At 60.5% G+C, this 16,681-nt stretch carries 14 protein-coding genes and 1 pseudogene; 7 read left to right on the top strand and 8 right to left on the bottom strand.

Annotated features, from left to right (window positions below; all coding sequences use genetic code 11):
* Positions 1–88 precede the first annotated feature (88 nt).
* The 3 genes and pseudogenes from emhC to emhA form a co-directional block, all read right to left on the bottom strand.
* A complete protein-coding gene (emhC, locus tag ACIONG_RS07960; RefSeq protein WP_401297972.1) occupies positions 89–1,549 on the bottom strand; it encodes an efflux RND transporter outer membrane subunit EmhC in 1,461 nt (486 codons plus the stop codon).
* A pseudogene (locus ACIONG_RS07955) lies at positions 1,546–4,663 on the bottom strand (efflux RND transporter permease subunit). The gene emhC and the pseudogene ACIONG_RS07955 overlap by 4 nt, the downstream one beginning before the upstream one ends.
* Positions 4,664–4,666: 3 nt before the next feature.
* Positions 4,667–5,824, bottom strand: coding sequence for an efflux RND transporter periplasmic adaptor subunit EmhA (gene emhA / locus ACIONG_RS07950; protein WP_401297969.1), 1,158 nt, complete (start codon positions 5,822–5,824; stop codon positions 4,667–4,669).
* Positions 5,825–6,091: 267 nt separating this feature from the next.
* Here emhA and emhR point away from each other — a divergent pair, with 267 nt between their 5' ends.
* On the top strand, positions 6,092–6,724 hold the full coding sequence (gene emhR / locus ACIONG_RS07945; RefSeq protein ID WP_103307022.1) for an efflux system transcriptional repressor EmhR: 633 nt from the start codon (positions 6,092–6,094) through the stop codon (positions 6,722–6,724).
* A gap of 402 nt (positions 6,725–7,126) precedes the next feature.
* Here the strand turns inward: emhR and ACIONG_RS07940 are convergent, their stop codons facing one another.
* Genes ACIONG_RS07940 through ACIONG_RS07930 form a run of 3 tightly spaced genes read right to left on the bottom strand, consistent with a single transcriptional unit; the run spans position 7,127 to position 9,699 of the window.
* A complete protein-coding gene (locus ACIONG_RS07940) occupies positions 7,127–8,176 on the bottom strand; it encodes an alkene reductase (protein WP_213027791.1) in 1,050 nt (349 codons plus the stop codon).
* A gap of 30 nt (positions 8,177–8,206) precedes the next feature.
* A complete protein-coding gene (locus ACIONG_RS07935; protein WP_401297966.1) occupies positions 8,207–9,373 on the bottom strand; it encodes an MFS transporter in 1,167 nt (388 codons plus the stop codon).
* 5 nt (positions 9,374–9,378) lie between these two features.
* Positions 9,379–9,699 carry a helix-turn-helix transcriptional regulator gene (locus ACIONG_RS07930; protein WP_103307017.1) on the bottom strand — a complete coding sequence of 107 codons (321 nt, stop codon included), beginning with the start codon at positions 9,697–9,699 and terminating at the stop codon, positions 9,379–9,381.
* Positions 9,700–9,870: 171 nt separating this feature from the next.
* Here ACIONG_RS07930 and ACIONG_RS07925 point away from each other — a divergent pair, with 171 nt between their 5' ends.
* Entirely contained in the window at positions 9,871–10,449 is a 579-nt protein-coding gene (locus tag ACIONG_RS07925; RefSeq protein ID WP_401297962.1) for an ACP phosphodiesterase, read from the top strand.
* Between the two features lie 125 nt (positions 10,450–10,574).
* Here the strand turns inward: ACIONG_RS07925 and ACIONG_RS07920 are convergent, their stop codons facing one another.
* Together ACIONG_RS07920 and olsB are read right to left on the bottom strand one after the other, a co-directional pair.
* On the bottom strand, positions 10,575–11,366 hold the full coding sequence (locus ACIONG_RS07920; protein WP_401297960.1) for a lysophospholipid acyltransferase family protein: 792 nt from the start codon (positions 11,364–11,366) through the stop codon (positions 10,575–10,577).
* Positions 11,366–12,121, bottom strand: coding sequence for an L-ornithine N(alpha)-acyltransferase (gene olsB / locus ACIONG_RS07915; RefSeq protein ID WP_213027793.1), 756 nt, complete (start codon positions 12,119–12,121; stop codon positions 11,366–11,368). Before olsB ends, ACIONG_RS07920 begins: the two co-directional genes overlap by 1 nt.
* Positions 12,122–12,274: 153 nt before the next feature.
* On the opposite strand from olsB, the gene ACIONG_RS07910 reads away from it, so the two are divergent.
* The 5 genes from ACIONG_RS07910 to ACIONG_RS07890 all read left to right on the top strand — a co-directional run bounded on the left by ACIONG_RS07910 (position 12,275) and on the right by ACIONG_RS07890 (position 16,662).
* Complete coding sequence (locus ACIONG_RS07910) at positions 12,275–13,153, top strand: acyl-CoA dehydrogenase (protein ID WP_401297957.1); 879 nt, start codon at positions 12,275–12,277, stop codon at positions 13,151–13,153.
* Positions 13,154–13,334: 181 nt separating this feature from the next.
* Positions 13,335–14,411: a serine hydrolase domain-containing protein gene (locus tag ACIONG_RS07905; protein ID WP_401297954.1), complete on the top strand. Its 1,077-nt coding sequence runs from the start codon at positions 13,335–13,337 to the stop codon at positions 14,409–14,411.
* Positions 14,408–14,704 (top strand): amidase, encoded by a 297-nt coding sequence (locus ACIONG_RS07900; protein ID WP_401297951.1) that lies wholly within the window; start codon positions 14,408–14,410, stop codon positions 14,702–14,704. Before ACIONG_RS07905 ends, ACIONG_RS07900 begins: the two co-directional genes overlap by 4 nt.
* A gap of 208 nt (positions 14,705–14,912) precedes the next feature.
* Positions 14,913–15,503, top strand: a complete 591-nt coding sequence (locus ACIONG_RS07895) for a YceI family protein (RefSeq protein ID WP_401297948.1) — start codon at positions 14,913–14,915, stop codon at positions 15,501–15,503.
* Between the two features lies 1 nt (position 15,504).
* Positions 15,505–16,662, top strand: a complete 1,158-nt coding sequence (locus tag ACIONG_RS07890) for a phosphatidylserine/phosphatidylglycerophosphate/cardiolipin synthase family protein (protein ID WP_401297946.1) — start codon at positions 15,505–15,507, stop codon at positions 16,660–16,662.
* Positions 16,663–16,681: the final 19 nt, after the last annotated feature.

Genomic DNA, 16,681 nt, shown 5'->3' with positions numbered 1-16,681 from the left:
CCAGCGATGAGGCCAGTTCAGGCAACACAACTTTTTGACAGACAACAAAAAGCCCGCCAAATGGCGGGCTCCTTGTATCACCGGATGATCAGAACAGCTTCATCTTCGGCGCTTCTTCTTTCAGCGGTTCGTTCTGCGCGGTCTGCGCATTCCAGCCACCACCCAGGGCCTTGTACAGGTTGACCGCACTGGTCAGCTGCGCGAGGCGGTCGGTGATCAGTGCTTGTTGCGCGCTGAACAACTGACGCTGGGCATCGAGGAAGGTCAGGTTGCTGTCGACACCGATGCGGTAACGACGCTCGGCCAGGCGGTAGTAATCCTGGTTGGCCTGCACGAAGTCACGCTGCGCTTGCAGCTGTTCGGTGTAGGTCTGGCGCGCGGCCAGGCCATCGGCGACTTCCTGGAAGCTGGTTTGAATTGCCTTTTCGTAGTTCGCCACGCCAATGTCCTTCTGGATCTTGGCGTAGTCGAGGCTGGCGCGCAGGCTGCCGGCGTTGAAGATCGGCAGGTTGATCTGCGGCTGGAACAGCCACGTCCCCGAACCACCCTTGAACAGACCGGACAGGTCCGGGCTCAGGCTGCCCGCGTTGGCGGTCAGGCTGATGCTCGGGAAGAACGCGGCACGGGCGGCGCCGATGTTGGCGTTGGCGGCCTTCAGGTTGTACTCGGCCTGGAGGATGTCCGGACGACGTTGCAGCAGGTCCGAAGGCAGACCGGCCGGTACGTCGCTGAGCAGATCATCCGACAGCGGTTTGGCCGCTTGCAGGTTGGCCGGGATGCCGGTGCCGAGCAGCAGGGTCAGGCTGTTTTCGTCCTGCGCCACCTGGCGGGTGTACTTGGCCAGTTGTGCACGGGCGTTTTCCACCGAGGTACGCGACTGCGCCAGATCCAGCGCCGAGGCGACACCGACTTCATTGCTGCGGCTGGTCAGCTTGTAGCTTTCCTCGAAGGCACCGAGGGTGTCTTGTGTCAGCTTCAGCAGTTCCTTGTCCGCTTGCCAGGTCAGGTAAGCATTGGCGACGCTGGCGACCAGACTGATCTGGGTGCTGCGACGCGCTTCTTCAGTGGCGAAGTACTGTTGCAGCGCTTGTTCGCTCAGGCTGCGCACCCGACCGAAGAGGTCGAGTTCGTAGGCGCTGATGCCGACGGTCGCGGAGTAGGAACTGGTGATGTTCGAATCACCGGTCCCCGAAGCACGGGCCGGAACCCGCTGACGGCTGCCACTGCCATTGGCCGAAACCGCCGGGAACAGGTCGGCGCGCTGGATGCGGTACTGAGCCGCATAAGCGTCGATGTTCAGTGCCGCGACACGCAGGTCGCGGTTGTTTTCCAGCGAGACCTGGATCAGCTGTTGCAGGGCCGGGTCATGGAAAAACTGCTTCCAGCCCTGCTCGGCAGCGGCTTGCGCCGGTGCCTGGGCCGGCGAGTACGCCGGGCCCTGCGGGTACTGGCCTGCGACCGGAGCCTCAGGCTGCTGATAATCAGGTATCAGCGAGCAACCGCTCAGCACGAAGGCGGCGACTGCGAGGGAGAGTAGCGACTTGCTCATTGGCCAGCCTCTTTAGGAGTTTCTTTAGTTTCATCCTGGTCGGCGTTTTTACGCTGGCCCATGGACGAAACCGTGACGAAGAACAGTGGGACCCAGAAGATCGCCAGGATCGTGGCGGTGATCATACCGCCGATTACCACCGTACCGATGGCGTGTTGGCTACCAGAGCCCGCGCCGGTGGAAATAGCCAGCGGTACCACACCGAGAATAAACGCCAGCGAGGTCATGATGATCGGACGCAGACGCATGCGGCAAGCCTCGATAGCTGCGTCACGCAGGCTGGCGCCCTGTTCGTGCAGCTCCTTGGCGAACTCGACGATCAGAATGGCGTTTTTCGCCGCCAGACCGATGGTCGTCAACAGACCCACCAGGAAGTACACGTCGTTGGACAGACCGCGCAGACTGGTCGCCAGCAAGGCACCAATGATCCCCAACGGCACCACGAGCACGACTGCGATCGGAATCGACCAGCTCTCGTAGAGCGCCGCCAGACACAGGAACACCATCAACAGCGACAGCGCGAACAGGGCCGGGGCTTGCGAACCTGCCAGACGCTCTTCATAGGACAGACCGGTCCAGGAGATACCGACACCTTTTGGCAGTTTCGCCGCGATGGCTTCGACTTCAGCCATGGCTTCACCCGTGGAGTAACCCGGAGCCGGAGCACCGAGGATTTCCACCGCCTCTACGCCGTTATAGCGTGAGAGCTTGGGCGAGCCGTAGATCCACTCGCCCTTGGCGAACGCCGAGAACGGAACCATGGTGCCGCTGGCGTTGCGTACGTACCACTTCTTCAGATCTTCCGGGTTCATGCGCGAATCCGGCTGGCCTTGCACGTACACCTTTTTCACCCGACCGCGGTCGATGAAGTCGTTGACGTAGCTACTGCCCAAGGCAATCGACAAGGTGTTGTTGATGTCGCTGATTGTAACGCCGAGGGCACTGGCCTTCTCGTCGTCGATTTCGAGCTGGAACTGCGGCTCGTCGTTCAGACCATTCGGACGCACCTGCGACAGCACCTTGCTCTGCGCCGCCATGCCGAGGAACTGGTTGCGTGCTTCCATCAACTTTTCGTGACCAATACCGGCGCGGTCTTGCAGGAACACGTCGAAACCGGTGGCGTTACCCAATTCCAGTACCGCCGGCGGGGCGAAGGCGAACACCATCGCATCACGGAAGGTAAAGAAGTGCTGCTGGGCGCGAGCGGCCAGTTTGAACACGCTGTTGTCGGCGTCACGTTCGTGCCATGGCTTGAGCATGATGAACGCCATACCCGAGCTTTGACCACGGCCGGCGAAGTTGAAGCCGGTTACAGTGAACACCGATGCTACCGTGTCACCTTCACCGCCATCCTTGGTCGGCCGCAGCAGGTACTCACGCATTTCATCCACGACCACCTGAGTGCGCTGGGCACTTGAGCCGGCCGGGGTCTGCACTTGAGCGAACAGTACGCCCTGATCTTCTTCCGGCAGGAAGGACGAAGGAATACGCATGAACAGCCAGATCATGCCGATCAGAATCAGCGCGTAGGCCAGTAAATACGGGACCTTTTGACGCAGGATGTTACCGACGCCGCGCTCGTAGCTTTTGACGCTACGGTCGAAGTTGCGGTTGAACCAGCCGAAGAAGCCTTTTTTCGGCGTGCCATGCTCACCATGAGGAATCGGTTTGAGCATGGTCGCGCAGAGCGCCGGAGTGAAGATCAGAGCTACCAGCACCGACAGGGCCATGGCCGAGACGATGGTGATCGAAAACTGCTTGTAGATCACGCCGGTCGAGCCACCAAAGAACGCCATCGGCAGCAGTACTGCCGACAGTACCAGGGCGATACCGACCAGTGCGCCCTGGATCTGGCCCATGGACTTTTTGGTCGCTTCCTTCGGAGACAGCCCTTCCTCAGCCATCACCCGTTCGACGTTTTCCACCACGACGATGGCATCGTCCACCAGCAAGCCGATGGCCAGCACCATACCGAACATGGTCAGGGTGTTGATGCTGAAACCGGCGGCGGCGAGGATGCCGAACGTACCGAGCAATACCACCGGCACGGTCATCGTGGTGATGACGGTGGCGCGGAAGTTCTGCAGGAACAGGAACATCACCAGGAATACCAGCACGATCGCTTCGACCAGGGTCTCAACCACACCCTTGATCGATTCGGTCACCACTGGAGTGGTGTCGTACGGGAATACCACTTCCATCCCTTGCGGGAAGAATGGCTTGAGGCTGTCGATGGTGGTGCGCAGGGCCTTGGCCGTGTCCAAGGCGTTGGCGCCGTTGGCCAGTTTCACTGCCAGACCGGAAGCCGGGCTGCCGTTGAACTGGGCGCTGATCGCGTAGTTTTCACCACCCAGGCCAACGTCGGCGACGTCTTTCAAGCGAACCTGTGAGCCGTCCTTGTTGACCTTGAGCAGGATTTCCTTGAACTGCTCGGCGGTTTGCAGACGGGTCTTGCCGATGATCGTCGCGTTCAGTTGCTGACCTTGCACGGCCGGCAAGCCGCCGAGCTGCCCGGACGAGACCTGGACGTTCTGCGCCGCAATGGCGGTTTTCACGTCGACCGGGGTCAGATTGAAGTTGTTCAACTTGGCCGGGTCGAGCCAGATGCGCATCGCGTACTGGGCACCCAAGACCTGGAAGTCACCGACACCGGCGGTCGTCCTTGGACATGCTGCCGTCACGCGACACAACGCCGATCACCAGCAGGAAGTTCTTCACTGCCTTGGTCACACGGATACCTTGTTGCTGCACTTCCTGCGGCAACAGCGGGGTCGCCAGGTTCAGCTTGTTCTGAACCTGTACCTGTGCGGTGTCGGAGTTGGTGCCTTGCTCGAAGGTCGCGGTGATGGTCATGCTGCCGTCGGAGTTACTTTCCGACGATACATAACGCAGGTTGTCGATACCGTTGAGCTGCTGCTCGATCACTTGGACCACGGTGTCCTGCACGGTTTGCGCCGAAGCACCCGGGTAGGTCACGGAGATTGCAATGGCCGGTGGCGCAATGCTCGGGTACTGGTTGATCGGCAACTTGAGGATCGATAGTGCCCCGACCAGCATGATCACCAGGGCAATTACCCAGGCGAAAATCGGACGGTCGATGAAGAATTTTGACATGGGTTACTCCCCTTTGCCGCCGGCGGCTTTGTCAGCTGCCTGTGCGGGGGCCGGGTTCTTTGCGCCGACATTGGTCGCTTCGGTCGGTTTGACCTCGGCACCGGGCTTGACGAATTGCAGGCCTTCGGTGATCAGACGATCGCCGGCCTTCAGTCCGTCTTCGATCAGCCACTGGCTGCCGACGGTGCGGCTGGCCTTGAGCTGACGCAACTCGACCTTGTTGTCCGGACCAACGACCAGTGCGGTCGGTGTGCCTTTGAGGTCGCGGGTCACACCCTGCTGCGGGGCGAGGATCGCGGCGCTGTTCACACCCGCCTGCAACTGGGCGTGGACGAACATGCCAGGCAACAGGGTGTGATCCGGGTTCGGGAACACGGCGCGCAGGGTCACGGAACCGGTGGTCTGATCGACCGACACTTCAGAAAATTCCAGCTTACCGTCGAGCTTGTACTGGCTGCCGTCTTCCAGAGTCAGTTTGACCGCAGCGGCGTTGTCGCCGGCTTTTTGCAGACGACCGCTTTCCAGCTCGCGACGCAGTTCCAGCAGTTCAACCGACGACTGCGTGACGTCGACGTAGATCGGGTCCAGTTGCTGGATCACGGCCATGGCGTCAGTCTGGCCGTTGCTGACCAAGGCACCTTCGGTGACCGAAGAACGACCGATACGGCCCGAGATCGGCGCGTAGACCTTGGTGTAACGCACGTTGATCTGCGCGCTCTGCAATGAAGCTTCCGATTGCAGACGGTTGGACAGTGCGGTGTCGTATTCCTGACGGCTCACAGCCTGTTCATCGACCAGTTGCTTGTAGCGGTCGGAGATCGATTTGGTCGAACGCAGGTTGGCTTCAGCGCTTTTCAGGGTCGCTTCATAGACCGATGGATCGATCTGATAGAGCTGCTGACCGGCCTTGACGTCGGCACCTTCCTTGAACAGACGCTTGAGAATGATGCCGTTGACCTGCGGTCGAACTTCAGCAATGCGGAACGCACTGGTGCGGCCCGGCAGTTCTGACGTGAGGGTAAACGCTTGTGGTTGCAGGGTGACGACGCCGACCTGAGGGGGCGGAGCGGCCGGTGCCGCTTCTTCCTTTTTACATCCGCTGAGCAGCGATGCCAGGGCGACGGCAGTGACCAGAGCGGTAACAGCTGGCTTGAATTGCATGAAGATCCTCGGGTCAGGCGCGCAAAAAACGCACAAGAAGTGTGGAAGGGTAAAAAAAGAGTGTCGGGTGGATAAGTAGCTTGCTAAGGAATATACTTACGTTCATGGTTGTTTGTAAACACCTTGGCCGCGTACCCACCCTGTTACAAAAGTCGTTGCAAGGTTCGAAATTGTAGGCCGGGGAGTCGATTCGCGAAGAGATCGCCCCCTTTTTATTCAGCGGATATTCAGCCATCCCTGAAACATCCTGTTTGAGGTTTTACTGCCATGGTCCGTCGTACCAAAGAGGAAGCTCAAGAAACCCGCAGCCAGATCCTGGAAGCGGCAGAGAAAGCCTTTTATGAAAGGGGCGTCGCTCGTACGACGTTGGCGGACATCGCGACCATGGCCGGTGTCACGCGCGGAGCGATCTATTGGCATTTCAGCAACAAAGCCGATCTGGTCCAGGCCATGCTCGACAGCTTGCATGAGCCGCTGGATGAACTGGCAAAAGCCAGCGAAAGCGAGGACGAACTGGACCCGCTGGGCTGCATGCGCAAATTGCTGATTCATTTGTTTCATCAAGTTGCGCTGGATCCGAAGACCCGACGCATCAACGAAATTCTGTTTCATAAGTGCGAGTTCACCGATGAAATGTGCGATTTGCGCCAGCAGCGCCGGGCGGCCAGTCTCGATTGCAATCTGCGTATCGGGCTGACCCTGCGTAATGCGGTGAATCGCGGCCAGTTGCCGGAAGATCTCGACACTGCCCGTGCGGCCATCAGCATTCATGCCTATATCGATGGCCTCCTGTACGGCTGGCTGTTGGCGCCGGACAGTTTTGAACTGCATGCCGAAGCCGAGCGCTGGGTCGACACAGGGCTGGATATGCTGCGCCTGAGCCCCAGCCTGCGCAAATGAAAGAAAAGAGCAATTGGCGCAGCTTATGTCAACTGGCCTGCTTTTATAAACGTTTGAGGCCCGGAGTTTATACGTAGCGAGCTACGGATTTTGTAGGGAATTTGTGTCTCCTGTGTGAACGAATGTGCCTGCTTGCCCTCACCCAAGCCCTCTCCCTGAAGGAGAGGGGACTGACCGAGGTGTTCTTTCGAGATACACCGACCTGGGATATCAGGTCCAACTCCAGATTTGAAAAGCACACAGATCGGCTCCCTCTCCCTCGGGAGAAGGCTGGGCGGGCGGCGTTCCGATGAGGGACAACTTACTCAGCCGCGCAATCAATCTCCAGGCGAACACAAAAAAGCCCCCGACTCTCACAACTCGGGGGCTTTTGTGTTTTTGCTGCCTTGTACTGAATGGCGCTTACAGCGTCGGGTAGTCGATGTAGCCGACCGGGCCCTTGGCGTAGAACAACTCTGGACGCGGCTCATTCAACGGCGCATCGGCCTGCAAACGTGCCGGCAGATCCGGGTTGGCAATAAACGGTACACCGAACGCCACCGCGTCAGCCTTGCCGCTGGCCAGCCACGCGTTGGCGCTGTCCTTGGTGAAGCGTTCGTTGGCGATGTACGGGCCGCCGAAGGCTTCTTTGAGTTGTGGGCCGAGGCTGTCGGCGCCTTCTTTCTCGCGGGAGCAGATGAACGCGATGCCACGTTTGCCCAGCTCACGCGCCACATAAGTGAAGGTTTCAGCCAGATTGTCATCGCCCATGTCATGAGCGTCGGCGCGCGGTGCCAGGTGCACACCGACACGGCCGGCGCCCCAGACGTCGATCGCCGCGTCAGTCACTTCCAGCAGCAGACGTGCACGGTTTTCCAGGGAGCCGCCGTAGTTGTCGGTGCGCTGGTTGGTGCTGGTTTGCAGGAACTGGTCGAGCAGGTAACCGTTGGCGCCGTGGATTTCCACGCCGTCAAAACCAGCGGCCTTGGCGTTCTCGGCACCGGTGCGGTAGGCGTCGACGATGTCGGCGATTTCAGCGGTTTCCAGAGCGCGCGGGGTCGGGTAGTCGGACAGTGGGCGCACCAGGCTGACGTGACCTTTCGCTTGAACCGCGCTCGGTGCAACCGGCGCTTCACCGTTGAGGTACGACGGGTGGGAAACCCGGCCGACGTGCCACAGTTGCAGGAAAATCTTGCCGCCGGCAGCGTGAATGGCTTTGGTCACGTTAGCCCAGCCGCGCACTTGATCGTTGGACCAGATGCCCGGGGTGTCCGGGTAGCCAACGCCCATTGGCGTCACCGAAGTGGCTTCGCTGAGGATCAGGCCTGCGGAGGCGCGCTGTACGTAGTACTCGGCCATCAGCGCGTTCGGTACGCGGCCTTCGTCGGCGCGGCAGCGGGTCAGCGGGGCCATGATGATGCGGTTCGACAGCTCGACGTCGCCCAGTTTGATCGGATCGAAAATTGTTGCCATGAAATACAACCCTCGTAGTGAAGTGGTTAATCAGTTGGTCGCGGGGGCCAGCTCGGCATTGCCGTTCTGACGGAAAGTAATCAGGGTCACCAGCAGGGCGAGCACCGCCAGAGCGGCTGCGGCCAAAGGCACGCTGGTCAGGCCGAAACCGTGGGCGATGACGCTGCCGCCGACCCAGGCACCAAGCGCGTTGCCGACGTTGAAAGCACCGATGTTCAGGGTCGAAACCAGGTTCGGTGCAGCCTTGCCGAAGGTCACCACGTTGATTTGCAGGGCCGGCACTGCCGCGAAGGAGGCGGTGGCCCAGAGGAACAGGGTGATTTCGGTCGGGATCAGCGCGACGCTGGTCCAGCTCAGCACGGTGGAGACCACCGCCATCGCCACGAACACGCCGATCAGCGTGGCGCCGAGGTGTTTGTCGGCCAGCTTGCCGCCGATGATGTTGCCGACGGTCAAACCGAGGCCGATCAACAGCAAGGTCCAGGTCACGCCTTTTGGCGAAACGCCGGTGACATCGCCGAGCAACGGCGCGACGTAGGTAAAGAGGGTGAACATCGAGGCGGCGAACAGCGCGGTCATGCTCAGCGACAGCCAGATACCGGCGCCTTTGAGCGCGGCGAGTTCGGCGCGCATGTCGAGTTTTTCTTCGTCACGCTTGGCCGGCAGAAAGCGGATCAGACCGATCAGCGCGATCACACCGATCACGGTCACTGCCCAGAAGGTCGAACGCCAGCCGGCTTCCTGACCCAGTGCAGTGCCCAGCGGCACGCCGAGGACGTTGGCCAGGGTCAGACCGGTGAACATCAACGCGACCGCCGAAGCGCGTTTGTTCGGCGCTACCAGACCGGCGGCTACCACCGAACCGATACCGAAGAACGCACCGTGGCACAGCGCAGTGACGACACGGGCAAACATCAGCACGTTGTAGTCACTGGCCAGCGCACAAAGCAGGTTGCCGATAATGAAAATGCCCATCAACGCAACCAGTGCGGCCTTGCGCGGCAGTTTGGCGGTGGCCAGTGCCATGAAAGGCGCACCGATGGCCACGCCCAGGGCGTAACCGGTCACCAGCCAGCCGGCGCCGGGAATCGACACACCGAGGTCGGCCGCCACATCGGGCAGCAGGCCCATGATGACGAACTCGGTGGTGCCGATGGCGAAGGCGCTCAAGGCCAGAATGAGTAGCGAGAGGGGCATTTGAATCAATTCCTTGTGGGAGCGCTGAGCTCTTTGACGATGGCGTCGAGGAACGCCTGAATCACGTCCTCGTTGCGTTTGAAGAAGTGCCACTGACCGGCCTTCTGGCTGCTGATCAACCCGGCGCGCTGCAGGGTGGCCAGGTGCGCCGATACGGTCGACTGCGACAGGCCGCAGCGTTGGTCGATCTGCCCGGCACAGATGCCGTACTCGTGGTTGTGGATCTGTTCCGGAAACTGGGCTTTGGGATCTTTCAGCCAGATGAGGATGTCTCGCCGTACTGGGTGTGCCAGGGCTTTTATTATTTCGTCGAGGTCGATGTTCATGGCTTGGGGCTCGTGATGTCTGTAGCGCTATATCGCGATGAGGCGAACTTTAAATCGGTACTTCGCGATATACCAATATGAATATGATCTGACGACCGCATAAATCGGTATATCGGGTTATAACGATACGTTGGGTGTAGCGATGAAAGCGCGCAGTGCTAAGCTGCGCCCATGAACTATCTCGCACATTTGCACCTCGGTGGCCAGCGCCCCGAGCAATTACTCGGCAGTCTGTATGGCGATTTCGTCAAAGGGCGGCTGCAAGGGCAGTTTGCCCCGGAGCTCGAGGCGGCGATTCAACTGCATCGACGGATTGACGTATTCACCGACCGTCATCCGTTGGTGGACATCGCCCTCGGGCGTTTTACGGATACTCGGCGTCGTTACGCCGGGATCGTCCTCGATGTGTTTTTCGACCATTGCCTGGCGCGGGACTGGCGCTTGTATGCCGATCAACCGCTGGAGCAGTTCACCGCCGACGTCTATCGGGTGCTGTCCCGTGAGCGGCAATTGCCCGAACGCCTGGCGAAGATCGCCCCGCACATGGTCGCCAACGACTGGTTGGGTTCGTACCGCGAGTTTGAAGTGCTGGAGCAAGTGTTGCGCGGCATCTCACGGCGGCTGACTAAGCCGGAAGAACTGGCGGGGGCGATGCAGGAATTGCGGCGGTTGTATGAGCCGTTAAGTGAGGACTTCGCGTTGTTCTATCCGCAATTGCAAGACTTTGCACAATCCTCAACAACACCCTGAATCCCTGTGGGAGCTGGCTTGCCAGCGATGGCGTCGGCACATTCAACAGTCGTGTCGGCTGGTCTACCGCTATCGCTGGCAAGCCAGCTCCCACAGGGGCCGAGGGTGATTTTAGCGTTTGTATTTCAGGCGGCGATGGCTGGGCGCATCGGGGTTTGTTGCTTTTCCGGAATCGCGCCAAACAACGCCTTCTGCACCGCCTGCTGTGCGTCAAATGCCAGCGCTGCACGCTCCCGGCCCTGGCAGGCAATCGGCTTGAGCAGATGCACTTCGACATCGCCGCAATCGTTGCTGAACAAACGCATCAGGTGCGACAGCAGATCATCTTCACCAATGAACGGCGCCAGCGAGTCGATCTCACCGTCGCGCAGATAACGGATCGCCACCGGTTGCAGCATCACCTCCGAATCAATTGCCGCCGACAGAAGGCGACCGTGAAACGTGCGCAGCGAGCGCCCGTCCGTGGTCGTACCTTCCGGGAACATCAGCAGCGAATGATCGCTTTGCAGGTGACGGGTCATCTGCTTGCGGATCAACTGACTGTCGCCCGAACCACGACGGATGAACAGGCTGCCAGCCTTCGCCGCGAGCCAACCGGCCACCGGCCAGGTACGCACTTCGGCCTTGGACAGAAACGACAACGGCGTGAGCATCCCCAGCAGCGGGATATCGGTCCACGACACATGGTTGCTGACCCACAGCATCGGCTGCTTCGGCAATTCACCGTGAACTGTCACGCGAAAGGGCAGGGCGTTGCTCAGGCGCGCCATGAAAAACCGCGACCAGCGCTGGCGACGCTCCATCGAATGCGCCAGGCCAATCCGTTCAAACACACCGAAGACGCTGGCCATGCTCAAGCCCAGCGAGACCACCAGCAGCACTCGCGCAATCCGCGCGTACACCCGCAACCGGCTCATCACACGGCCGCCTTGAAATGCTTGGCGTAGCGCGGGCAGAGTTCGTCGCGTTTGAGCAGGATGAACACGTCCGCTACCTGGAAGTCTTGGTCCCAGCACGGCTCGCCACAGATTTTCGCGCCCAGACGCATGTAGGCCTTGAGCAGCGGTGGCATCTCCGCAATCACGTTGGAGGGGATATCCAGCGTCGGCAGCGGATTTTTCGGTTCGGCGCGTAAGTGCTCGGTACACAGATAACGTTCGCGCAGGCGTTGCATGATCGCGTGAGCCTGAATGCCGCCGTCTTGCATCGGGATGCTCGCGCAGCCCATCAAATAGCTGTAGCCACCCTGATTCAACACTTCGGCCAATTCGCCCCAAAGCACGGCGATGGTGCCGCCATTGCGGTAGGCCGGGTCAACGCAGGTGCGGCCGATTTCGAGGATCGGGCCTTGCAGATGAGCGAGGCCATGCAGGCTGAATTCTTCTTCGCTGTAGAACTTGCCCAGGCTGCTGGCGGCGGTGTGATCGAGCAAACGGGTGGTCGCCACCAGACGCCCGGTGTTCAGATCACGCACGCCGATGTGGCTGCAGTGAACATCATAATCATCCATGTCCAGACCCAGTTCCGCGCCTTTCAGTTTGGCGTTGAACTCGCCACTGAAAACGCTGAAGCGCAAGGCCTGGGCTTGCTGCAAGGCCTCGGCGCCGATCAGGCGTTCGGCTTGCAGGCGGCGTTCATTGCCGGTGTCGCTGATGCGGGCGATCTGAGTCATGTGAAACTCCGTACGGGCCTTTAACCCGTCGTGGGTTGCAGCCGATCGACTTTCTTTATGCAGCCGTGTTGTGCAAAGTCAGGCTATGTAGCCCCGGTGTCATCGCCATGAAAGTTTGGTGATGCTTATATGACAGCCCACAAGGAGCCTCTTATGCCCTGGCCAGATCTGCTGCACAGCCGTGAACGATTGCCCGCCGTTGCTGACCTTGCCGAAGGTTTTGCGACGTTGTTGCATCAACTGGGCAACGTCACGCCGTTCCAATTGGCGGTCGCGGGCGGGCGGCGGATGGCGACGCCGGGGCTGGCATTTCTGGTCGGTTATCAAGCGGCGTTGCGCATGTTGTGGCCGAGTGCGCCGCTGAGCCTGGGCGCGTTGTGTGCGACCGAACAGCGCAGTCTGCGTCCGGCGGACATGCAGACGCGGTTGAGCGATTTGCGTCTGACTGGCCGCAAGGATTTCGTCACCGCTGGTGATGCGGCGGACTGGTTATTGATCGCCGCGCGCAGTGAGGAACCCGGCGAGGAGCCGCGACTGAGCCTGGCGGTGGTGTATCCCGGCGAACCCGGCGTGACCGTGGAAAAGCTGCCGGCGCTGCCGTTGATGCCGGACATCAGCCACGGTCGCTTGCACCTCGACGGCGCGTTGTGCGAACTGTTGGCCGGCGATGGCTGGGATGCTTACGTCAAACCGTTTCGCACGCTGGAAGATGTGTATGTATTGAGTGCGATGACGGCGTGGCTGTATGGCGTCGGGCAGGACAGCGACTGGCCGCAGCCACTGCAATTGCGCTTGCTCGCGCTGTTGGCCGGGTGTGCGGAAGCGAGCCGGCAGCCGCCGAACAATCCGCCGGGGCATGTGTTGCTCGGTGGGTTGTTTGCGCAATTTGAATCGCTCAAGACCGAAATCGATCAGGCGCTGGCCGCCGGTGATCCCGAGTGGGCGGCGATGTGGCAGCGCGATCAGGGCGTGATGCAGTTGGCGGCGGGGGCTCGGGCCAAGCGGCTGGCCAAGGCTTTGGCGGAGGCCTGACAGGCCTCATCGCTGGCAAGCCAGCTCCCACAGGGTTCTTTAGTGGATACAAATTTTGTGAACACCTGTGCAACCTGTGGGAGCTGGCTTGCCAGCGATGGCGGTTTCATGAACAACAAAAATCGCCAATCTGTCATCAACCCCGACTAGGCTCAGCAGGTTCATTTCCAGAGCTGTCACCATGTTCAAAGGCCTGTCGCTGTTTCTGCTGCTGCTGCTCAGCTTTACCGTTCAAGCCGAGCAATGGCCCGGCGAACAATGGCCGGTCGGCCCCCGGATCACGGCGGTTGAAGATCTGCAGAACTATGCCTTCCCGACTCGCGATGACACTACCCGCAAAGGCATCCGCACCGATGCCCTGCTGATCATCCGCGACGGCCAGATCATCTACGAACGCTACGCCGGCCCGACTACCGAACAGACTCCGCACCTCACCTGGTCGATCAGCAAAAGCCTGATGGCCAGTGTGCTCGGCGTGGCTTATGGCGAAGGCCTGTTCAAGCTTGAAGACCCCGCCGTGAGGTTTTACCCGGCGCTGCACAAACACCCGGCGATCAAAATGGCCGACCTGTTGCACTGGGCCTCCGGCATCGACTGGCAAGAAGATTACGAATACGCCCCGCTGAAATCTTCGGTGGTGGCGATGCTGTATACCCGTGGCCACCGCGACATGGCCGCGTTCACTGTTGATCACGACAGCTACGCGGCGCCGGGGCAGGCGTTCCGTTATTCCAGTGGCGACAGCAACCTGCTCGCGGCCGCGTTGAAAACCATCGTCGGCCCGCAGCGTTATCCCGACTATCCATGGACGGCGCTGTTCGAACCGTTGGGCATTCGCCACGCCGTGTGGGAAACCGATGCCAGCGGCACGTTTGTCGCGTCTTCCTACGCCTACCTGACTGCCCGGGATCTGGCGCGGGTCGGTCTGTTAATGGCTCGCGACGGGCGTTGGCATGATCGGCAATTGCTGCCCAAGGACTGGCTCGTCTTTAACCTGAAACCTTTCAACGGATACAAGGCCCATCAGGACGAAGCCGTCCCCGGCGGCCAATGGTGGCTCAATCGCCCGGCGGATGGCGCGCCGTCACCCTGGCCTGACGCCCCGCCCGATACTTTCGCCGCACTTGGCCATTGGGGGCAGGCGCTGTACGTGATTCCCAGCGAGAAAATCGTGATCGTGCGCTACGGCGATGATCGCGACGGCAGCTACCGCCACAACGAATTGCTCAAGCGTGTGCTGAAGGCGGTGCAGCCATGAAGCGCTTCTTGCTGGTGCTGCTTGTCGTGCTGCTCGGCTGGGGCGTCTACGAACGGGAAAATCTGTGGGCCTTTCCGGACATCATCAGCGCCTACACCGCCAAGGAATATTGTTCCTGTCGGTACGTGATGAACAATGACGCCGAGTATTGCCATGGCTACGTAAAACAATGGCTGCCGACCAGCCAATTCACCGATGACAGCACCCGCAAAATCATCACCGTCAGCGGCATGGGCCGCCACAACAGTGCGCAATGGCAAAGCGAGCGTCAGGGCTGTCGCCTCGATCCCTGAGCACACCCAATCCACCTGTGAATAGAAGCCCCTGTGGGAGCTGGCTTGCCAGCGATGACGGAGTTTCAGTCACAAAAGTCCCGCCTGTGCCGGCGCAATCGCTGGCAAGCCAGCTCCCACAGAATCGGTAGATTTGCGGCGATCAAGTTTGCAATAACCGTGGGGGCGGTTAAGGTTCGTGCAGGTTTATCGGCCCCACGAGTGTTCAATGTTCAACCGCTCCCTCTTCACAACCCTGTCCAGCCTGCTGCTGGCCGCCGCTGCGCTGCCGGCGCAGGCCAATTGGTATCTGGACGGCGAGTCGTCGCGGCTGTCGTTTGTCAGCACGAAAAACGCGCATATTTCCGAAGTGCAGCGCTTTCTGGTGCTGCACGGCAAGGTCGACCCCAACGGCCGCGCCGAGGTTGAAGTCGAACTGGACTCGATCAACAGCGGCATCCCGCTGCGTGACGAACGCATGCGCAAGGAGCTGTTCCAGATCGAGCAATTCCCTGAAGCCACCATCACTACGCAAATCGACCTGCGCCCGATCAACGATCTGGCCCCCGGCGCGCAACTGGAATTGCGTCTGCCGCTGACCGTCAACCTGCACGGCAAGCAACACGAATACCCGGCCGAGCTGTTGGCGACTCGTCTGGATGACCGACGTTTTCAAGTGGTGACGCTGGAACCGCTGGTGATCAACGCCGAGGATTTTGACCTCGTCCCGGGTCTCGACAGCCTGCGCAAACTGGCCGACCTGTCGGCCATCAGTCTGTCGGTGCCGGTGGGTGCGGTGCTGATTTTCACGGCGCGCTGACATGCGTGGCGCAATCTTCCCGTGGCGTGACGGCAACCGCTTCGAATTGTTGATCGACGGCCCGCAGTTCTTCCCGCGCATGCTGGTGGAGATTGCCCGTGCCGAAGAACAGGTCGAGCTGGAGTTGTATCTGGTCGAGGCCGGAGCCTGTGCCGAGGCCGTGGTGCAAGCGCTGGTGCAAGCCGCCGAACGCGGGGTGCGAGTGCGGTGCCTGTTCGATGATTACGGCAGTCTCGCGTTTACCCTAAACCTGCGTCAGCGCCTGATCCATGCAGGCGTCGAACTGCGCTTCTACAATCGTCTGAACTGGCGGCGCTGGGTCGGCAACTTCTATCGTGATCACCGCAAATTGCTGCTGGTCGATCAGCGTCTGGCAGTGGTCGGCGGCACGGGTGTCACCGATGAATTCTGGACACCGGGTCAGGACACCAGCGAATGGCACGAGGTGATGGTGGAAATCACCGGCCCGCTGGTGCTCGACTGGCAGGTGCTGTTCGACCGTCAGTGGATCGCCAACCGTCATCGACGGGCATGGAAGCCGTCGGCGCATGTCGGTCTGCCACGCTTGCCCAAGATGCCGGACTTGGGCGAGGGCATGGGCCGTGTGGCCTACGCCGATGCGCGTCAGCACCGCGACATTTTGCAGTCGCTGTTCCGCGCCTTGAACAGCGGGCAGAAACGCATCTGGATGGCTACGCCGTATTTCCTGCCAACCTGGAAGATTCGCCGATCCCTGCGCAAGGCTGCTGCCCGTGGTCTCGACGTACGGTTACTGCTGACCGGGCCGCGCACCGATCACCCGTCGGTGCGTTACGCCGGGCATCGTTACTACCCGCGCCTGCTCAAGGCTGGCGTGCAGATCTTCGAATACCAGCCGTGTTTCCTGCACCTGAAAATGGTCCTGGTGGATGACTGGGTGAGCATCGGCTCGTGCAACTTCGACCACTGGAACCTGCGCTTCAATCTGGAGGCGAATCTTGAGGCACTGGACCCGTCGTTGACGGCAGCGGTGGTCGCGAGTTTCGAGAAAGACTTTGGGCTGAGTCAGCAGGTCAGTCTGGAGGAATGGCAGAAGCGGCCGTTGTGGCGGCGGGTGAAACAGCGGATTTGGGGTTGGGTGGATCGGTTGGTGGTCAACATCCTCGATAGACGCGGGTAACCGGAACCCCAAAAATCAT

Origin of the sequence: Pseudomonas sp. NPDC087817 (genome assembly GCF_044742875.1) — a bacterium.
Classification (GTDB): Bacteria; Pseudomonadota; Gammaproteobacteria; order Pseudomonadales; family Pseudomonadaceae; genus Aquipseudomonas.
The sequence above is the reverse complement of the archived record's forward strand: the minus strand, read 5'-3'. Positions and strand labels throughout refer to the sequence as shown.